Below are 18,896 nucleotides of genomic sequence, written 5' to 3'. Positions count from 1 at the left end.
CGAGCGTTTCCGGTGAGTTTGCCGTCCGGGCAACGGTATTGGACGGTGCTGGATGAGGATCTGCAGGTAGTCGGCATCGCCGATGAGTATCTGCGGCATCAGCGGTTCGGCCGCGACGGCGCGGAATCCACGACGAAGGCGTATGCACACGCGATCGCGTTGTTCCTGCGCTGGTGCGCCAGGACGGGCCGGTCCTGGCAGGCCGGTGTCGAGCAGTTCGCGTTGTTCATGACGTGGCTGGCCCATGCCGGACCGCTGGCCAGCGGGCGTCGATGACGTCGCTTCGGGAGTGGTGTTGGCCGGTCCGGGGGCCGCCCCGGCGCGGGGCCCATCGCGGATCAACGGGGTGCTCACCGCGGTGCGGGGGATGGTGGTGCACGCGGTCGCGACCGGCAACGGCTCGGCGGGTTTGGTGTCGATGCTGTACGAGGTGGCCGATGACCGAGACCTGCCGGCGGAAGCCCGCAACGACGATGGCCACCTGGCATGGCGGATGCGGGCCCGGCACCGGTTGCGGGAACCGGAAACGACGATCGATCGGGCCAGCGATGAGCAGATCGTCGCGCTGCTGCGGGCCTGCCGGTCCACGCGGGACAAGCTGATCGTGCTGCTGATGGCCAGGGGCGGGCTGCGTCGGGGCGAGGTGTGCGGGCTGCGGCGCAGTGATGTGCACCTGCTGGTGGATTCGCGCCGGTTGGGATGCGAGGTCGCTCGGGCGCATCTGCATGTGGTGCGCCGAGACGACAACCCGAACGGGGCGTGGGCCAAATCGCGCCGACAGCGGGTGGTGCCGCTGGATTTCCTTGTCGTGCAAGCATTCGACGTCTACGAGTTCGAGCGCATGCGAGTTCCGGCCGCGGCGGGTAGTGATTTCGTGTTCGTCAACCTGTTCCGCGGCCGCGTCGGCGCGCCGATGCGGCCCGACGCGATCGGCGAGCTGATGGCAGCGGTCTCCCGCCGGGCCGGATTGGACACCCCGGTCCGCCCGCACCAGCTGCGACACGCCTACGGCAGCAACGTCGTCGACGCCGGGGCCGGTATCGACGTGGTCGCTGATTTGCTCGGACACGCGGCTGTCTCCTCGTCCCAGATCTACCTGCATCCGGACGCATCTCGACTGCGGGCCGCGGTGGACGCGGTGCCCAGCCCCCGCGAACAGACCGGAGCGAGCCGGTGACCGCCGTGACGTCGGCCAGGACGATCCCGGGCGATGAGGAATCCTGCAAGTTCGCGCATGTGTTGGACGGGGCCGCCCTGAGTGGCGCGGCCACGCACCTGGCCAGGGCGCTGGACCAAGGACTGCTTGACGAGGCCGGATGGGATCCGGTGACCCGGGTGCTGTACTTGCCCGCGCAGCATCGGCTGCTCGGCCGGAAGGTGTGCCGGGTGGAACGATGCGTCGGAACCGTCCACAACGACGCCCCCGAGATCTGCCACCGATGTTTCACCAGGCTGACCGGCATGGGCATGAGCGTCGAGGACATCGCCGCTGCCGAAAGCCTGCCCGCCGCACCGGTTCCCGCGGAACGCTGCGCCGTCCCGCAGTGCCGGTGCACGCCGACGGTGCGGGACGCGGTGATGTGTGAACCGCACGCCCAACAGTTCCGGGGCAGGCGCATCCCGATCTCGCTGGAACAGTTCGTGAGCGATCCGCGAGTGCGGCCAAGGCCGCCGCTGCCGGCATGCCTGGTGCCGGCGTGCACCCGCACGGCCGACGGCGCGATCGGCTACTGCACGACCCACTATCAGCGATGGAGCGTGGACCAGCAAGAGCATGCCGAACTCGATGAACAGTGGTGGCGGGTCCGGGAATCGGGCGTGGCCGAGCCGGGGCAGGTCAACCTGCGGGCGCTGCCTTCCCTGGTAGTTGTGGAAGTGCTGACGGGCTTGCAGACCCGTGTTAGGGATGGCTTGCGGCTCACCGACGTTGTGCTGCGAGCGGTCTGCGACACGCTGCGTCGCCACCAGGTCGGCTCGATCCACGACTGCGATCCGGGCCTGGCTCCCGGCAAGCGTGCACGCTCGGTGCTGGCCTCGTTCGCCCGCGACGCCCGCCGCGTGTTGGCCGATCCGGGTGTCGAGCAGGATAAGGACCGCTGGGATCTGGCGATCTTCGGTACCCCGGCACGCTGTCGTTCACCAAGATCACCCAGCCCTGGCTGGCCGGGGCCGCGAAGCGGTGGGCTGCCGAGCAACTGCCCCAGCACCGCGGCAGCGGCGCCTCTCGCGTTCGCGGCAAGATCAACAGCATCGGGCTGCTGTCCGAGCACTTGCATCGCCGACCCGATCACGGGCTTGACCCGACCGCGCTGGGCCGGACCGACTTGGAGGGATTCCTCAACCGGCTCGGCCATCTGGAGTTCACCGGCCAGATCGGTCGCTACCGCCGCAACATGATCTGCCGTGACATGCGGCAGGTGTTGGCCGGGATCCGATCCCTGGGGCTGACGAGAACCGGACGGCCGGCGGCCGGGTTGCCCGGCGACTGCGCCATCGAACGCGCCGACATCCCCGCCGACCCCGAACGCGGCGAGCCCGGCCGATGCCTGCCACCGGAGATCATGGCCGTCCTGTGCGCCAACCTCGACTCCCTCGAACCCGTCGAGGTCAGGGTCGCCACCCAGATCGGCATCGACACCGGCCGCCGCCCCGAGGACATCCTCAATCTGCCGCTGGATTGCCTGGCCCGCGACAAAGACGGCGGCGACGTACTGGTCTACGACAACATCAAAGCCAACCGGCTCGGCCGACGGCTGCCGATCAGCACGGCCACCGCCGCGGTGATCACCGGCCAACAACAACGAATCCGTCAACGCTTCCCCCACACCCTGGCCGCGAAGCTGAAGCTGCTGCCCACGCCCTATCGAAATCCCGACGGGCACAAGGCAATCAGCAGAACCACCCTGCAGGCGCGCCACCGCGACTGGGTGGCCGACCTGCCGACACTGCGCACCCGCGATGGAGTCGAGTTTGACATGACCAAGATCGTGCCCTACGCCTACCGGCACATTGTCCCCGCTTAGTTCCCGTGTTGCGATTGGCCTGAAAGGCCCGGGCGTGCTCGGCGTTTCTGCTTTGGTGAGGCCGTGTGGTGTTTGTATGGTCTCCAGTCGTGATCTTGAGCTTTTTCTCGTCGCAGGGCTGGCAGTCCTGGGGTGTCGAGCACCGGCCGGTGATCCCAGAGGGGATGCCGGTGCTGATCGATGACGACTTGCTGTTCGAGGACGGCCCGGCCGTGCCGCGGCCGACGACGGTGATCAATCGGTGGTTGCGGCTGCTTCCGGCCAGCGGGGCTCCGGCGCCGAGTTCGTGGGAGAACTACGCGCGGGCGGTCAAGGAATGGACGGAATTCCTCGCCGAACACGGTGTGGGCCTGTTCGATTCGCGAGACCGGCTCAAGGCAGGGCTGAGCCGATACGCCGAGCACCGCGCCGCCGGAGCAATCCGGGCGAGATTCGCGGCGACCACGTGGGCGCAGCACATGAGCATCCTGTCGCTGTTCTACCGGTGGGCGATGGACGAGGGATACGCCGAGGCGGAGCCGTTCACCTACCGATCCGCGCGAGCGGTCTTCGCCGGCACCGGCCGCGATGTCCGGGTGAACTTGGCGGTGCGCCGCACCCCGAAACCGCATGTGACCATCAAGTATTTGGAGCCGGACTTCACCGACCTGTTCCGGAAGGGGTTGCGCGGTTTGGCGCCGGATGGCACCCGCGACACCGGGTTCGCGGGCCGGGAGATGACCCGCAACGCCGCGATCGGGGACCTCGCGCTGGCGACCGGGTTGCGGCTGGGCGAGTTCACACATCTGCTGCCGTGGGAAATCCCGGCTCTGCCGCCGGCGCCGACGGTGATCCCGATCCCGTTTCCGGTGCCTGCGGGAATCACCAAGGGCCGCAAGTTCAGAACCACCTGGATCTCCTACGACGCCTTGGCCGGGCTGCACGACTACCTGCAGCTCGACCGCGCTGCCGTCACCGACGGATCGGCCTGGCGGCCACCACGACGCCGGGGCGAACCGCTGCAGGTCACCGAACCGGACGCCCGTGGCGGCCGGATCAACGGCGTCCGCCGGTCCTGGGAGTCGCTCACCCCGGCCGAGCGACGGCGGCTGGTGGCACCCGAGGGCGGGTCGTGCCTGCTAGCGGTGAAGGGTGATGGTGGCCCGTTCACGGCGTGGGCGACGGTGTTCGAACGCACCTCCGACCGGATCCGCGCACGGTTCGAACCACGGTTCCCGCACGTCCACCCGCACCGACTCCGCCACTCGTTCTCGATGCAGACGCTGGAATATCTGGTGACCGGCTATTACCGACAGGCAGCGAAGCTGGTATGCGACACCGACGCCGACGCAGCGCTGGTGTTCTACCTGACCAAGGCCGACCCGCTGCTGGTGCTGCGCGATTTGCTCGGGCATTCCACGGTTCTGACGACCGAGAAATACCTGAAACGTCTTGATACGACGCGGATTTACCGGCAAGCCTACGAAACCGCCGGAGCCGCAGCGGGACTCACCGAGGATACCGCCGCACAGCGGGAAGCCGACGCCGAGTTCGACGACGACACCGAAGAGGAGCTGTGATGCCGACGACGGTGCTCGATGATCCGCTGCGTTTGGCCTGCGTGTTCAGCGACGGCAGCAGAGCTGCATTCGATCTCACGGGGTTGCCGAACCCCGGGTTGGTGCGTGATCTGGCCACCGGGTTGGTGGAGCTGATCCATCCTCACGGCAGCGTCGATACTGCTGGCACCGTCGACCAGTACGTGCGTGGGTTGCACAGGATGGTGCGAACACTTTCTGATCAGGGTTTCACCGGCGGTGTCGGCGATCTGCGGCGCGGACAGCTGGCGCAGTTCTGGATGGCGGGCCCGAACTGGCTGGAGGCGCTGACTCGGTACTTGGTGGAAGGTTATGCGCGATCCGGCGGCCGTCTCGGCGAGGGGGTGCTGGAGCTGGCCGCAGGGCGGCACTTCAACATTCAGCGCAATCGGCGCCCGTTGCCGCCCTATTCCGAGGGCGCATGGCAGCGGCTGACCATGGCCTGCCGACAGCAGGTCGACGACTCCTACGCGGCACATCGGCGCGCGCTGGCGTCCGCCGCCGGAGGGCGGCATCCGGGCACGGGTGCGTGGACTCATCAGAACTTCTGCTGGCTGTTGTCGACACTCGGCCCGCTTGGCAGCAGCGAAGCTGCTGAGGAAATTGGCATGTCCATCAACGTTTTCCGTCATCGAGGAGTCATCGCTGTCTTCCACGAGGCTGCGCTGGCGATGTTCCCGCATCTCGAGGTCGTGATCGCCTACCGGCTGCTGTTCGGGATCTATTCCGGCATCGTCCCCGACGGCATCGCCGACTTGGACATCGGGGACATCGACTGGGCCGGGGATTCGACTGTTCTGCTGTCCTATATCAAACGGCGCACCGCCGCCGAGAGCGCGACGTTGCCGCGGCCGGCGGTGCGGTTGCTCGAGCAGTGGCTGGCGCACTCGGCGCTGTTGCGCAGCTTCGTGCCGCCGGACGAGCGCACCACGCTGTGGTTGGGGATGAGCCAGCCCGGCTACTCCCGCCGCCTCGATGACGTGAACCGGTCCGCGATTGGCCGGTGGATGCGCCGCCATGGCATCGTCGGCGACGACGGTCAGCCGATGAAACTGCACCGGTCCCGCATCCGCACCACCCATCACGCGATGCGGGACAAGAAGTCCTGGACCGGGAATGCGCGCGCCACGATCGACCCGAACCACACGCCCGCGGTCGAGGGTGACCACTACCTGTCGGCGACGACTCCCGGTCAACGCCACGCCGTCGAGACGATCATCGCCGACGCCCAGCACGACATCCTCCGCCGCGCGCACCCTCCGGCCGTGATCACCGAGGAAGACGCGGCGGCGCTCGCCGAGGGTTACCCGCAGCTGCTGGCGGTGATGAAGCTCGACGAAGGCGTGCTCGCCGAGCTGGTCGGTGGCGCGCGGGATGTGTTCACCGCAGCCTGCGCCGATCAGCTGGCCGGGTTACACGGGCCGGCAGGCAAACCATGCCCGGCACGTCCCTGGGTCTGCCTGCTCTGCCCGCTGGCGGTGTTCGCTCCGCGGCACGCAGTGAACCTGCTGCGGCTCAAGGCATTCTTCTCGCGCCAGTGGCAGCAGATGCCCGCCGCCCACTTCATGACCGTCTTCGGCCCCTACGCCGCCCGGATCGACCAGATCCTCGACCGCTTCGACCCCGCCGAACTCGCTGTCGCAGCCGCACGCGTCACCGACAGCGACGACGAAATCCCCTTGCGCCCAGAGGAACGCACCGCATGACGAGCACAATCGCGACCGCAGCACCCGGCGTTCAACCACGGTCGCCGTTCACCGGCGCGGACATCTGCCGCGACGCCGGGCTCACGCTGCCGGGCGGCACGCCACGACCGGTATTCGACGACGACCTGTGGGATTTCACCGACGTGGTCGGGCTCCCGGTCCAAATGGCCCTTTACCGACGCCGATTCGACTTCACCACCATCACCGACACCCGCTGGCGGCTGGTCGCCAAGGAGCTGATCCTGGCGCTGCTGGCCCCGAATCACAATGCCGTGGTCCGTCTGCCACGCGCCTACCGCACCCCACTGCATCTGACCAGCTGCTACAGCCGCCTCTACGAGGCCGGCAAGTTCTTCGGCTGGCTCGATCAGCGGGGCATCACTGCCCTCACCGAGCTCGACACCCACCTCTGCGAGGAATACCTGGCGTTCCGACGCTACGTGATCGACCCCGACGGCGTCATCGTTGGCGAGCAGAGCCCAGGCGTCCGGCGCGCAGCCGCGCAGATGATCGTCGATCTGGTCGACTACCGTGACCTGTTCACCGCCGACCGGGTTCCGGCCGATCTGCGCCCCTGGGGCGGCGCAACAGCATCCGCGGTCGCCGAAATGCCTTCTGGTCGCGACGGAAACAAGACACCTGCCGTTCCTGCCGAAGTGCTGCAGCCGATGCTGGCCGCGGCCCTGCACCTGGTGCAGATCCTCGGCCCGCACGTTGTCGAGCTGAACGAGCAGATCCGCAAGATCGACCGTGTCTGGGCTACCGGAGCCCCCGGGCTTCGTCACGGCTCCCCGGCGATGGTCAGCGACATCACGATGCTGCTGGCCGACCACAGGGCGACCGACACACCGCTGCCGATGCTCGAAGAACACGACGTCAACCGCAGACTCAAGGCTGGCTGGGACGCGAACGACCCGCTGCTGCCGGTCTCCACCGGGACCCTGGCGCGGCAGGCCGGATACGTCCAGTTCTGGGCGAAATGGATGCCCACACTGCGCAAACCGCTGATCGACACCCTCAACACCGTCGGAGTCGAGAAGATCTTCGGCCGCAACGCCGCCGAAGTCCCGGCCGCCGATGGTGCGACCTTGCTGCCTTGGACACTGCCAGTGCACCGGTCCGAAGCGGTCGCCATGGTCGGCATCGCCCGCACCGCAGCGATCGTTGTCCTGGCTGGCGCGTCCGGAATGCGGGCCAGTGAGCTGATGGAACTGCGGGTCGGCTGCCGCCGGGTCGAGGAACCGATCTCCGGCCTGAAGTGCTATCGCATCGCCAGCAAAATCATCAAAGGTCAGGGCCTCGGCGGCACCGACGACGAATGGGTCGTCATCGAACCGGTCCACCGCGCGATCGAACTCATCGAGCAGCTCCACGACGACCCGCGTGACGGTGTTCTCCTGCTGTCCCGGTTCAGCTTCCGAGTCCGCTACCTCTGGTTCCGCGCCTGGGTGAATTCCCCGGCCGGAGCCCGTCTCGGACTCGTCCCGATCCCCGACGAACCAGTAGCACTGCGTATGCTCAGAAGAACGGTTGCCCTGGAGATGGCTTACCGGCCTGGCGGTGTCCTCGCCGCAAAACTGCACCTCAAACATATCGCCGCGGCGACAACGGAAGGCTACGCGGCTCGACCGGGCGGCGCTCAAGCAGAGTTGCTGGCCGAGGTCAACAAGCTCGAGGCCGACCACATACTCAAGCTCGTGCTGGCCGAGTTCCGCAACTACCAGCAAGGCATCCTGCCCGCCGGACCCGGCGCCCGCAGCCTGACCGAATTCTTCGCCACCATCGACACCGACCCGAACACCAAAGCCACTGCGGCGCCGAAGATCCAGCGCAACGACCGCGACATCCTCAACCTGCTGTCCAAACGCGCCACGGCGCTGCACCTCGGCCCAGCGAACTACTGCTGGTTCACCGACCCCTCCCGCGCGCTCTGCCTGAAACTTGCAGGCACCCTGACCGCGGACCGGCCGATGATCGGCATGTGTGACTCCGCACGCTGCCCGCAGGCCACCCACCACCAGCACCACCGGCCCGTCTGGGCCGAGCACGCCGAACGCACCAAAACCTTCCTCGGCCAACTCGGCAAAACCCGAACCGCCGAACGCGCTCGTCTGCAGGCCGACTACGACCGCGCCGTCCAGGTCATCACCAGCATCGACACTGCCACAGGAACCAGCGCACCCGAGGAACAGGCATGAGAATCACTGCCGCCCAACGCATCCACAACGAGAACCGCATCCGCGCCGCCATGGACCGGCTTCTGCGCGGCGAGATCTCACCCGGCGGCAACTGCGATATCAAGACCCTCGCACTATCAGCCGGGGTCGACCGCACCGCCTTCTACGGCACCCGGCCCTACGCACACCTACGCGCCGAATTCGAGCACCGCCTCCAGCAGCTTCAGCAGGCCGGAGAAACCCCGGACCCGAAAACCGCACAGATCGAACGCCTCAAGACGGAGGTCGAGAAGCTGAAAAACAACCTCGCCCACGTCAACTCGACAATCCAGGAGCTCACCAACTTCCGAAGCCAGGCCCTGGCCCGGATCGCTGCCCAGCACGACGAGATCCTTCGGCTCCGCACGGCCAACGACCCGGCGGCAGGCATCACCCGCCTCGCGTCGAATCGCCCGAAATACCAGCAGAGGGTAATGGGACCATGCTGACCGACCCGGCAGTGACGTCCATCACAATCGGTTTCGCGTTATCGCCACACGAACGGCGATCAGCGTCACGAACTCCACGCCGAGAATCGGCCACGTCAAACGCAACACGAACCCGACCGCACACAGCCACTGCGGAGACAAGCCATTCCTACGCCCAACGCCACGCCGACGCCGGCATCCCGATCGACGTCCTGGCCGAACTGCTCGATCACCGAAGCTATTCGGTGACCCGCCGCTACTACCGCATCGGCGAGGACCGCCGCCGCGACGCCGTCGACACGGTCACCACGCTCAGCTTCGACCGGCACGGCAACCGGATCTGGCGTGACGCACACGCCCTGCTGGACTCCGAGCGCGCCCGCCACGCCATCGGCGAGGTCGCCGTCCCCGACGGCACCTGCACCGAACCAACCAACGTCAAGGCCGGCGGCGGTGCCTGCCCGATCCGATTCCGCTGCGTCGGCTGCGATCACTTCCGCACCAACATCGCCTTCCTGCCCGACCTGCAGGCATACCTGGACGACCTGCTGCGCACCCGCGAACGGCTGGCCGCCACCATCGACGGAGTGGACGAATGGGCCCGCGCCGACGCCACCCCCACCGAGGAGGAGATCACCCGAATCCGGCGACTGATCAACAGGATCAAAGGCGACATCGCCGAACTCGACGACACGGAGCGAGCGCAGATCAACGACGCGGTCGCCATCGTGCGTCGTCATCGTGCGGCCCACACGGTCCCGCTCGGCATGCCCACCCTCGCCGCCACCCCACCCGCACCAGCAACCCCCGCTTCGGAGGCCACCGCATGACCACAACCACCGACACCACGTCGAATCACACACGCGCACAATCTGTCTCGTCGAGCACACGCACCCGATCGATGCTCGACGGCCGTCGCGGCGACTCGATGCGCCGACGCCGGCGCGTGCTGGCCGCGATCGACCAAGCCGCAGCCGCCGGCGACCGGCTCAGCGCGGCCGCGATCGCTCGTGCGGCCGGAGTCGACCGCACATTCCTCTATCGGTACCGCGACCTACTCGAGAAAATCCATGCGCTGCAAACAGATCCAGTCCCCGACGAACACACCGGCCCCACGGTCACCCAAGCCTCACTGCAGGCCGACCTGCTCGCCGCCCACGAACGCGCCGCCCGGCTCAACGCCCGCATCCGCCAACTCGAGCAGCGGCTCTCCCAAGCACTCGGCGAACAAACATGGCGCGAGTCCGGGCTCGACGCCCCAACCGACATCGATGCACTCCACCAACGGATCACCCATCTCGAACAGCAGGTCCTCGACCAACAACAACAACTCGACGAACGCGACGAAGACCTCGCCGCCGCCCGCGCTACCAACCGCGAACTCATGGCCCGACTCAACGCGCCAGGCCGGCCCCGCTGAAACCGCGAGTCGACTTGCACCACACCTGTTGCAGCAGATAGCATCCCAACATCAGCTTCTGAACTGCACAAACTCAGAGAATCACGCCGCTGCATCTGGTTGAGCCCCGGAGAGCAGCCCATACGCGTAGACGGTCTTCAGCAGCGTCGAGTCCCGCAACGCTGACAACGCTCCCTTGCGGTGGCGAAGTCGCGCCTGATCTACCAAGCCATCGGCGGCATCGAAGAGCTCTTGAACCTCGTCATAGCTCAGCGGGCGCCGTCCCGGCCGCCCCTCAAACTCGTTGACGTGACGCACGGTGTTCCAGTCATGCAGGATCTGTGCCGGGGCCTGCCCGAACCGCTCAGCGCACAAAGACGCCCATCCATATCGCGTGTCAGTAACGAAGTCGCCGAACAACCGCAATGCGTTTTGGTATCCCCGTACCGTCGAGTCAGCTTTTGGCTCCGCACCGGAAAGCAGTTGGGAGAAAAACGCATCCGCGTCATCTGCTTGCCACTGCCAGGGATACGTCCCGGTGAACTCGGCGAAACGGCGCACCACGCTCGCCCGCGCCTGCACCGTCGGTGGCTTGCACACCCGGGCTCGCTGCTGATCAGCCCAGCCAGACAGCATCGCGGTGAAGACCGTGGCTTCTGGATCCAACGGAAGCACTTTCGACACCAGCGACAGCGCTGCTGACCCCGGCAACTCGACGCCCACCATCCTGTTGTACTAGATGCGACAATGATGCGCCAGACGTAAGTGTCGAGACAGCACCCTTTCTGAGGTGTGATCCGATGTCCGCGGGACGCGCTTTACTGGGCGCTATACTCGCTCTCAACCGAGCAATTATGTTGCAGCAGATGCAATTCCGCTCGTCCTGCGGCAGAAGTGAGTACGGTGCATCGACCCGCAAGTGCACTGAACTAGTCCGACAAGCACCCTGTTGGCGCCAAGCGTCGCCTCACACCGCCCACAGCGCCCCGGCCAGGGTTCTTCCCAGCCCCGAGCAGTGCGCCGCAGCCGCATACGGTGAAGCAATCCGGCCGACGTGCGGGCCCGTCTTAGCCAGCGTGATACCCGGGGCCAACATCGTCGCCGTCTACTGGGCGATGCATACCGCCGTCTATCGGCTGGATCGCATCCACCCCGTTCCCACAGCAGCGCAGCACGACCGGCAGTACTCGCCGGCTAAATCACCAACAGTGCTTACACCCTCACCACAACATCGGCATATCACCGAGGCGCGCCGCCTCCACTGCGGCCCGATCCCAGCCGCGTTCCCGCAACACCGTGTGCAACGCGACCGAGCGCTCCCGCCGAGCCCATAACCCATCACTGGGAATCGACCTGCGGCCTCCTCCGCGCCGCATCCGGGCCATTCGTCGCATATTTTCACTCTGAGTGCCGATTACCACATGCTGGAATGTCGCCTCGGCCGCACAGACTTTCACGCACAGCGGGCTATCGCACTCGTGCAGGCCCAACTCGTCTGGCTGAAGGAGCACACTGAGTCGACGCGCCAGCGCGTACCGGTGCGGCCGCACGCAAATCCCTTTACCCCCACGGTAAATGAAGAACCGGCCATATCCGTCTTTACCGATAGCCCCCGTGAAAAAATCGCAGTCGTCAGCGCCGGGTCCTTGCACCACGTCGGAGTCAAAGCGCCGGCATTCGTCGGCGTGCACAACAGGATCGACCCACAGCGGCATCCCCAGATGAACACGCACGCGCCCACGCTAAACCCGGCCACCGACACCTTCGTCATGCGCCGCAGCGCCATTCGCACCTAGTGCTTGCGCCGCCGCGCCATCGTCATGCGCAGTAACGCCGTTCGCACCTAGTGCCAACGGCGCCGCGCCAGGGGCCGCCGCGCCGTTGCCCTCACCTAGTGCTTGCACCGCCGCGCCAGTGTGCGCGCTCGCCGCCTTTAACATCATCCGAACGCTACCGACTTTGACCCCAGCCAATTCCGCTATCGCCGCGAGTGATTCGCCGCGACCCTGCATTCGAGCCACCGCGATGCCGCCGGCCTGGCGGTGCGTGTGCCGACGCCGCTCTGCCTCTGCCCGAATCTCGAGGATGCGAGTTGCCTCCCACTCCTCCACGGCCGCCAGGCGACCCAGCTCAACGAGTAACGACGCCGCGTCATCGACGTTTTGCCGCTCGCACTCCACGCGTGCCTCGTTCGCTCTAAGCTGCGCCTCGCGAACCCGCCTACGCGCCGCTGATTTCGAGTTGATCGTTCCCATCGCCGCACCATACGACGAACCGGCTGTCCCGCTCTACCACACTGACCAACATCAGTGCGTCCACATTTGTCCACCACCAATGTTTCCCGATCCCCCAGTCCCACAACATAAGCCGATCCCACCCTCATGCACCACACACCAATGACCACCGGCATCAACCGTTCTGAACCACCCCAGACACCACACACCTCTTGCATTAAGGTCACAGTTTCCTAAGAACCGCCTGATCTGTGTAGGACAGATCTGCGGTGTCGTCTCTAACGTGCGCCTCGAAAGGGATTGCACTGCAGTGACGATGACTAGCCACAAGCTCACCGCCGGAGACGGTTACCAGTACCTGATCCGGCAAGTCGCTGCTGTCGACACCACCGCGCGCGGCCGGGCCCCGCTGATCGACTACTACTCGACCAAAGGCGAATCTCCGGGCCGATGGGTGGGATCGGGTCTGGCATCGCTGTCCTCGACAAGGGCACGTCCGGTGCCCCCCGAAGACCTCGCGAAAGTTTGGGCCGTACCGGTTGATTCGCCGGTCACCGAGGCCCAAATGAAGGCCCTGTTCGGGGAAGGCTTGCACCCCAACGCCGATGCGATCACCAAGTATGTCGCCGAATGCGGCGTGCGCGGCCTCGCGGCCGCCGAAGCCGCCAAACTGGGCCGCAAGTTCCATATCCGCGACAGCGAAACCACCTTTGTGCGCGCCCTGGCAGTGGCCTACCGCGATCACAACGAAGAAGCCGGCCTGCACTGGAACGCGCCCATCGCCGCGCCCACGCGCGCCGCGATCCGCACCGTTGTCGCGCGCCGAATGTTCGCTGAGCAGTACAAGCGCGCGCCCGCCGACGATCGCGAACTCAGTGGGTTTATCGCGCGGGAAACTCGCGCGCGCACGACCGCGGTCGCCGGCTACGACTTGACGTTTTCGCCCGTGAAGTCAGTGTCGACGCTGTGGGCGATCGCACCGCGCGCCGTCGCAACAGTGGTAGAGGAATGTCACGACGTAGCGGTCGGTGATGCGCTGGCGTGGCTAGAAACTCACGCCGCATTTACCCGTTCAGGTAAGGGTGGTGTCGCCCAGGTCGACACCACCGGGCTGCTCGGGGCGGCGTTCACCCACCGCGATTCACGCGCTGGCGATCCTGATCTGCACACCCATGTCGCGATCTCCAACAAGGTCGCCACGGTGGGCCCTGACGGTGTGTTGCGTTGGCTGGCGCTTGACGGGCAGCCTGTGCACCAGTTCACCGTGGCCGCCTCCGAGCTGTACAACACGCGCCTGGAAGCCCACCTTGGACAGCGACTGCAGCTGCGGTTCGCTGATGTGGTCGGCGAGGGCCGCGGCAAGAGGCCGGTGCGTGAAATCGTGGGAATCTCAGTCGAGCTGATGGCCGCGTGGTCGTCGCGGCGGCTGGCCATCGAAGCCCGCACCGCCGATCTGGCCAAGCAGTTTCAAGCCGCCCACGGCCGCGAGCCGACCCACGTGGAAACCATCGCGTTGGCTCAACAAGCGACCCTAGAGACCCGCGAAGCCAAACACGAACCCCGATCATTCGCCGAGCAGCGCCACATGTGGCGCGGCCAAGCGATCGAGGTGCTCGGCGCTGTGCGGGAGCTGACCGCGATGCTGGGCACCGTCTTGTCCGCGCCGGCGCCCCAAATCGATGCTGTCGATGACGACTGGATCACCGCGCGCGCTGCCCAAGTCATCGCCACGGTTGCCCGGTCCCGCGCGACCTGGCAACGCCACCACGTGTTCGCCGAGGCGCAGCGCCTCGTTCGTGGCAGCGGGCACGCCGCCGACGAGACGCTGGCCGACAAGATCACCGAGACTGCTTTGGCCGAGCCGCTGTCGGTTCAGCACATCGATATCGACGACGGTGAAATGGGAGAACCTGCGCAGCTGCGTCGCCGCGATGGAACCAGCGTGCATAGCCGCCACGGCAGCGCTACCTACACCTCTCAGGAGCTGCTGGCCGCTGAGCGACGCATCGTTGCTGCCGCCCTCCGACGCGGCGGGCGCACGGTCGAGGACATCGATATCGAGCTGGCGCTGGCAGACTCGGCCGCACGCGATAAGCAACTCAACGAGGGCCAGGTCGCACTGGTCCGGGAAATGGCAAGCAGCGGGCGCCGAGTGGCGTTGGCGCTGGCCCCGGCCGGTACCGGGAAGACCACGGCGATGGCCGCGCTGTCGCATGCGTGGCGCTCCTCGGGCGCGACCATCGTCGGCTTAGCCCCCACCGCGGCGGCAGCCATCGAACTGGGTGAGGATCTGTCGGCCCCGACCGACACCATCGCCAAATACGTCTGGTCGGCCGACCCGGCCAGCGGGTCGAGTCGCTCTGCCCCACCGCCATGGTTCACCAACGTCGGACGCGACACGCTCATCATCATCGACGAGGCCGGCAAAGCCGGAACGCTCGAACTTGATGCGGTGATCACCCACGCCTTAGCCCGTGGCGCCAGCATCCGGCTGGTCGGTGATGACTGCCAACTCGCGTCGATCTCAGCCGGTGGCGTGCTGCGCAACATCGCCCACAAGACCGATTCACTGACGCTGTCTCAGTTGGTTCGCTTTGGCTCCACCGCCGAAAGCGCAGCGACCCTGGCGATCCGCAGAGGAGACCCCTCTGGACTCGGGTTTTACATCGACCACCAGCGTGTGCACGTCGGTGCCGATCAGACCGCCGCCGACATGGCCTACACCGCGTGGGCCGCCGACCTCGACGCGGGCCGCGATTCCCTCCTGTTAGCACCCACCAACGCCATCGTCGATACCCTCAACGCCCGAGCCCGACTCGATCGCCTCGCCGCGGCTGACCCGGCAACACGGCGCGGCCACGAAATCACCCTTTCTGATCGGCTTGCCGCCTCTCCCGGCGACCTTATTCGCACCCGCCGCAATGCCCGCCGGCTGCGCTTGAGCCCCACCGATTACGTGCGCAACGGCTACCGCTTCCAAATCCTGGAAATCCACCGAAACGGCAGCATCAAAGCCCGCCACCTCGGCAGCGGCCAAACAGTGCGCCTCCCCGCCCACTACGTCATAAAGCACGTCACCCTCGGCTATGCGGCAACCATTGACTCCGCACAAGGACTCACCGCCGGACACGCCTGCCACATCGTCGGTGCCGGGAGTCTCACTCGCCAACTGCTCTACGTGGCATTAACTCGCGGCCGCATCGAAAACCACATCTATCTATCCACCGCGGAATCCGACCCGCACCGGGTGTTGTCGCCCAAAGCAACTCACCCCGAAACGGCCGTCGATGTCCTGACCAAAACGCTGTCACGCGACGGCGCACAAGTCTCGGCCACCAGTGCCGCACGCGAAGCCCGCGACCCCTTCGTGCGGTTGGGCCCGGCCGCGGCGATGTACTACAACGCCTTGGGCGACGCCGCCCAGGCCCTGGCTTCCCCGGCCCTGCTGGCCCAACTGCACATCACCGCCGATCAGCTCTATCCAGGGTTGACCCGCGCCGAAGCATGGCCAGTGCTCTGCAAACACTTGGCGATCATCGGCGCCGACGGGCGCGACCCGTTCGCCACACTGACCGAGGCCGCCAGCGTAGGCGAGCTTTTCAGTGCCCACGATCCCGCCGCGGTGCTCGACTGGCGCATCGACCCCACCGGCGGACACTCTGCCGGTATCGGGCCGCTGCGCTGGCTGCCCGCCACTCCCACTTTGCTGGCCAACGACCCCGCATGGGAGAACTGCCTGACCGGTCGCGCCGTGCTGGTTGCCGAGCTGGCAGACCAGATCCGTGAAACCGTCACCCACCAATGGACACCGGCGACCGCGCCGGCCTGGGCCAAACCCGTGCTGGCCGCCAACCCCCAACTCGCCGCCGAAATCGCGGTCTTCCGCGCCGCCCACAACGTGGTTGCCGAAGACACCACCCTGCTCGGCCCACCCCAATACGCCGTGCGCGCCCGCACCATCCAAAAACTCCTCGAAAACCGGGCTCAAGCGGTGGTGCGCACCCAAAGCCCGCATGCTCGCCGCTTTGAGCAGCTGATCGACTCCATCGATCCGCGCATCCGCGCCGACGGGTACTGGCCCCAACTGGCCGCCCACCTCGCCCAAGCCGCCACCAGCCGGCCCGACCTGCCCGGCCTCGTTCGCGCGGCCGCCATCCAACGTCCGCTCCCCGACGAGCTGCCCGCCGCCGCGCTGTGGTGGCGTCTTGCCGCCGAACTCACGCCCGCGGCCACCGTCGATGCCCCCCACACCGGCCTGCGCCCTGCCTGGATCGCTGACTTGCACAACGTCTTTGGGTCAGCAACCGCGCAATCCATCGTCGCCGATCCCGCCTGGCCCGGCCTCGTCTCAGCTGTCAATGCCGCCGACCCCACCCGCTGGACCCCCGCCGACCTTCTTCACGTCGCCGCCGAGCACCTGGCCGACGTCGACCCCGACCACACCATCCCCGCCTACCAATACGCCCGCACCATCACCTACACCGTCGACCTGATCGGCGGCCACCACGACCACGCCGACCACCCGCTACCCGAACAACCCCCACTGCACCCCGAGGAAGAAGAACAACTTCCCCCCGACCCCCACGCAACCAGGATTGACATGCCTGCCACCGACCTGTCTACGCAACCGTGGCACCCCGAACTCGTTGAGCCCGACCCGACCAACACCCCGCTTGAGACCGCCGACGAACTCGCCGGCCTGGACTTCGACGACCTCCCCCGCCACCGCGTGGCACCCCCGCCACTGCCGGCCGCTCTGCTTGACCTCACCAGCTTGCGGACCCAATACCAGCAGGCGCTGGCCGACCATCAGGCCCTGCATGCCCGCGCCGCAATTGGTGACGGACCGGCAATGCGCCAAGCCACCCCGCGCATCCGCGAACTGCGCCAGCGCGCCGACGCCGACCGCCCCTACTTGATCGCCGTTCACGACGTGACCGCCGAATGGGCCGACGCCGAAGCCGAATACGAGACAGCGCTAAGCCATGTCGACTGGGCGCGCAACCAGCTCGACGAGCTGCAGGCTCAACCTGACGTCGACCCACTTGACATCGCCTCGGCCAAACTCGATGTCCAACTGCGACTCATGGCACTCCCCGACACTGCGCCCGCCGAGCGCTATCAGGCTGCGCTTCGCGAAGCACTCGCGGCGCGTGCAAAGGCCGCCGGCGGCGCGGACCGCGTCATCAGCGGTGACGACGTCGACAACGTCATCGCCGAAGCACGATCCGAAGACGATCGCGCCGTGCTGGCCGCCCGCCGGCGCTCCAGCCAGCTGCGCCGTGACCTTGACCGCGCAGAACTGGCTGCCGCCGCCGCGTTCGCGGCCGCCGAAACCCGTTCGGCCGAGCACATCACCGCCCAACTCGGCCAACTGGCCATCGAGCTACGCGTGCTCGAAGCCGCCAGCCGCTTCCAACCGCACCGCCCCCTCAGCCTTGCCAACAGTGCCGCCGCCGACCTCTCCCCCGCCATAGCCGCCGCCATCACCAGCACCGCAAGGCTGCCCTTCGCCGTCACGGTCGTGCACGCCCAACCCTCGCCCGAGCGCCGCGCCGCCCTGCACACCCTGCACAGCGCGGCTGCAGCCTCCGAACGAAAGATCCTGTGGTGCAGCCCTACTCGCGAACAAGCCGAGGACGCCGTGACCAACGAGCTCGCCGACACCGCTGCCACCATCACCGAAACCCACGCCACCATCACCAACAAAAAGTCGCAGTCGCCGTTACCCCCCGGCAGTCTCATCATCATCGACGACGCCGCCAGCGCCGACCCTGCAATAATCGCCGACCTCGCCGAACACGCCGCGGCCAACCAGTCCGGCCTTGTCCTGCTCGACACGACCGGCCAAACGTGGCCACCCAAGCCTGCCCAGCGGCTCCTGCGACTCGTCGCCACCGAATTACCCTGGACGACAACCATCGGCGCGCCCCCAACGTCGGCTGTCATCAACCGCGGGACCCCGCCCGACCTCGACCCCGCGCTCACCCAGGCAGGGCGCCTGCACCCAGCCATACTCGACGAGCGACTGCGCGACAGCCTCGCACGCGCCGCCCAGCTCCACGCCACCATCCACGCCGCCTACCAGCGACACCTTGAGGCCACCTGGCTTCGCGAACGCGGCCCCCACGCCAAGCAACAATCTCCAGAAATCGGCATCACCGATGACTGAGTGATCTGCTTAGAACAGGGATCCGTTCCGTTCGGGGTCTCTCGCAGCCAAATTACCGACTCGTCGTCGTCCCCACCGTGCTACGACGCGCGGACGTGGGCAACCGGTTTTGTCGCCGCTCGGCGACGACGCGATAAATAG

The 18,896-nt window shown here is 66.9% G+C and carries 14 protein-coding genes; 11 read left to right on the top strand and 3 right to left on the bottom strand.

Going from position 1 to position 18,896, the window contains the following annotated elements:
* Positions 1–12: 12 nt before the first annotated feature.
* The 10 genes from AC0KTM_RS00480 (at position 13) to AC0KTM_RS00435 (ending at position 10,370) form a co-directional block, all read left to right on the top strand.
* A complete protein-coding gene (locus tag AC0KTM_RS00480; protein ID WP_225325868.1) occupies positions 13–276 on the top strand; it encodes a hypothetical protein in 264 nt (87 codons plus the stop codon).
* Complete coding sequence (locus AC0KTM_RS00475) at positions 245–1,177, top strand: tyrosine-type recombinase/integrase (protein ID WP_007172190.1); 933 nt, start codon at positions 245–247, stop codon at positions 1,175–1,177. Before AC0KTM_RS00480 ends, AC0KTM_RS00475 begins: the two co-directional genes overlap by 32 nt.
* A complete protein-coding gene (locus tag AC0KTM_RS00470; RefSeq protein WP_007172189.1) occupies positions 1,174–2,397 on the top strand; it encodes a hypothetical protein in 1,224 nt (407 codons plus the stop codon). Before AC0KTM_RS00475 ends, AC0KTM_RS00470 begins: the two co-directional genes overlap by 4 nt.
* Positions 2,394–3,023: a hypothetical protein gene (locus tag AC0KTM_RS00465; RefSeq protein ID WP_007172188.1), complete on the top strand. Its 630-nt coding sequence runs from the start codon at positions 2,394–2,396 to the stop codon at positions 3,021–3,023. The genes AC0KTM_RS00470 and AC0KTM_RS00465 overlap by 4 nt, the downstream gene beginning before the upstream one ends.
* Before the next feature lie 89 nt (positions 3,024–3,112).
* The gene (locus AC0KTM_RS00460) at positions 3,113–4,582 is read left to right on the top strand and encodes a tyrosine-type recombinase/integrase (RefSeq protein ID WP_162839945.1); all 1,470 of its coding nucleotides are present in this window, start codon (positions 3,113–3,115) and stop codon (positions 4,580–4,582) included.
* On the top strand, positions 4,582–6,306 hold the full coding sequence (locus AC0KTM_RS00455) for a hypothetical protein (RefSeq protein ID WP_007172186.1): 1,725 nt from the start codon (positions 4,582–4,584) through the stop codon (positions 6,304–6,306). The genes AC0KTM_RS00460 and AC0KTM_RS00455 overlap by 1 nt, the downstream gene beginning before the upstream one ends.
* A complete protein-coding gene (locus AC0KTM_RS00450; RefSeq protein WP_007172185.1) occupies positions 6,303–8,504 on the top strand; it encodes a site-specific integrase in 2,202 nt (733 codons plus the stop codon). The genes AC0KTM_RS00455 and AC0KTM_RS00450 overlap by 4 nt, the downstream gene beginning before the upstream one ends.
* Positions 8,501–8,971 carry a hypothetical protein gene (locus tag AC0KTM_RS00445; RefSeq protein WP_007172184.1) on the top strand — a complete coding sequence of 157 codons (471 nt, stop codon included), beginning with the start codon at positions 8,501–8,503 and terminating at the stop codon, positions 8,969–8,971. Before AC0KTM_RS00450 ends, AC0KTM_RS00445 begins: the two co-directional genes overlap by 4 nt.
* A gap of 224 nt (positions 8,972–9,195) precedes the next feature.
* A complete protein-coding gene (locus AC0KTM_RS00440) occupies positions 9,196–9,780 on the top strand; it encodes a hypothetical protein (RefSeq protein WP_007172183.1) in 585 nt (194 codons plus the stop codon).
* Positions 9,777–10,370, top strand: a complete 594-nt coding sequence (locus AC0KTM_RS00435) for a hypothetical protein (protein ID WP_007172182.1) — start codon at positions 9,777–9,779, stop codon at positions 10,368–10,370. Before AC0KTM_RS00440 ends, AC0KTM_RS00435 begins: the two co-directional genes overlap by 4 nt.
* A gap of 81 nt (positions 10,371–10,451) precedes the next feature.
* Here AC0KTM_RS00435 and AC0KTM_RS00430 read toward each other — a convergent pair whose 3' ends face one another.
* From AC0KTM_RS00430 to AC0KTM_RS00420, 3 genes are all read right to left on the bottom strand, one after another.
* On the bottom strand, positions 10,452–11,075 hold the full coding sequence (locus AC0KTM_RS00430) for a hypothetical protein (protein ID WP_007172181.1): 624 nt from the start codon (positions 11,073–11,075) through the stop codon (positions 10,452–10,454).
* Between the two features lie 494 nt (positions 11,076–11,569).
* On the bottom strand, positions 11,570–12,082 hold the full coding sequence (locus AC0KTM_RS00425) for a hypothetical protein (RefSeq protein WP_225325864.1): 513 nt from the start codon (positions 12,080–12,082) through the stop codon (positions 11,570–11,572).
* A gap of 9 nt (positions 12,083–12,091) precedes the next feature.
* Positions 12,092–12,604: a hypothetical protein gene (locus tag AC0KTM_RS00420; protein WP_007172179.1), complete on the bottom strand. Its 513-nt coding sequence runs from the start codon at positions 12,602–12,604 to the stop codon at positions 12,092–12,094.
* Positions 12,605–12,899: 295 nt separating this feature from the next.
* Between AC0KTM_RS00420 and mobF the strand changes: the two genes are divergently transcribed.
* Positions 12,900–18,755, top strand: a complete 5,856-nt coding sequence (mobF, locus tag AC0KTM_RS00415) for a MobF family relaxase (RefSeq protein ID WP_046182041.1) — start codon at positions 12,900–12,902, stop codon at positions 18,753–18,755.
* The last annotated feature ends 141 nt before the right edge of the window (positions 18,756–18,896 follow it).

The sequence above is a fragment of the Mycobacterium sp. NTMscope_Eco_3 genome (assembly GCF_976985685.1).
This window is presented reverse-complemented; position numbering and strand designations above follow the sequence as displayed.

What these genes read in the sequence shown, in the direction of transcription:
- AC0KTM_RS00475 (WP_007172190.1), top strand. Translation starts at nt 245, where the DNA reads ATGCCGGACCGCTGGCCAGCGGGCGTCGATGACGTCGCTTCGGGAGTG.
- AC0KTM_RS00465 (WP_007172188.1), top strand. Translation starts at nt 2,394, where the DNA reads ATGATCTGCCGTGACATGCGGCAGGTGTTGGCCGGGATCCGATCCCTG.
- AC0KTM_RS00455 (WP_007172186.1), top strand. Translation starts at nt 4,582, where the DNA reads ATGCCGACGACGGTGCTCGATGATCCGCTGCGTTTGGCCTGCGTGTTC.
- AC0KTM_RS00450 (WP_007172185.1), top strand. Translation starts at nt 6,303, where the DNA reads ATGACGAGCACAATCGCGACCGCAGCACCCGGCGTTCAACCACGGTCG.
- AC0KTM_RS00445 (WP_007172184.1), top strand. Translation starts at nt 8,501, where the DNA reads ATGAGAATCACTGCCGCCCAACGCATCCACAACGAGAACCGCATCCGC.
- AC0KTM_RS00435 (WP_007172182.1), top strand. Translation starts at nt 9,777, where the DNA reads ATGACCACAACCACCGACACCACGTCGAATCACACACGCGCACAATCT.
- AC0KTM_RS00430 (WP_007172181.1), bottom strand. Translation starts at nt 11,075, where the DNA reads ATGGTGGGCGTCGAGTTGCCGGGGTCAGCAGCGCTGTCGCTGGTGTCG.
- AC0KTM_RS00420 (WP_007172179.1), bottom strand. Translation starts at nt 12,604, where the DNA reads ATGGGAACGATCAACTCGAAATCAGCGGCGCGTAGGCGGGTTCGCGAG.
- mobF (WP_046182041.1), top strand. Translation starts at nt 12,900, where the DNA reads ATGACTAGCCACAAGCTCACCGCCGGAGACGGTTACCAGTACCTGATC.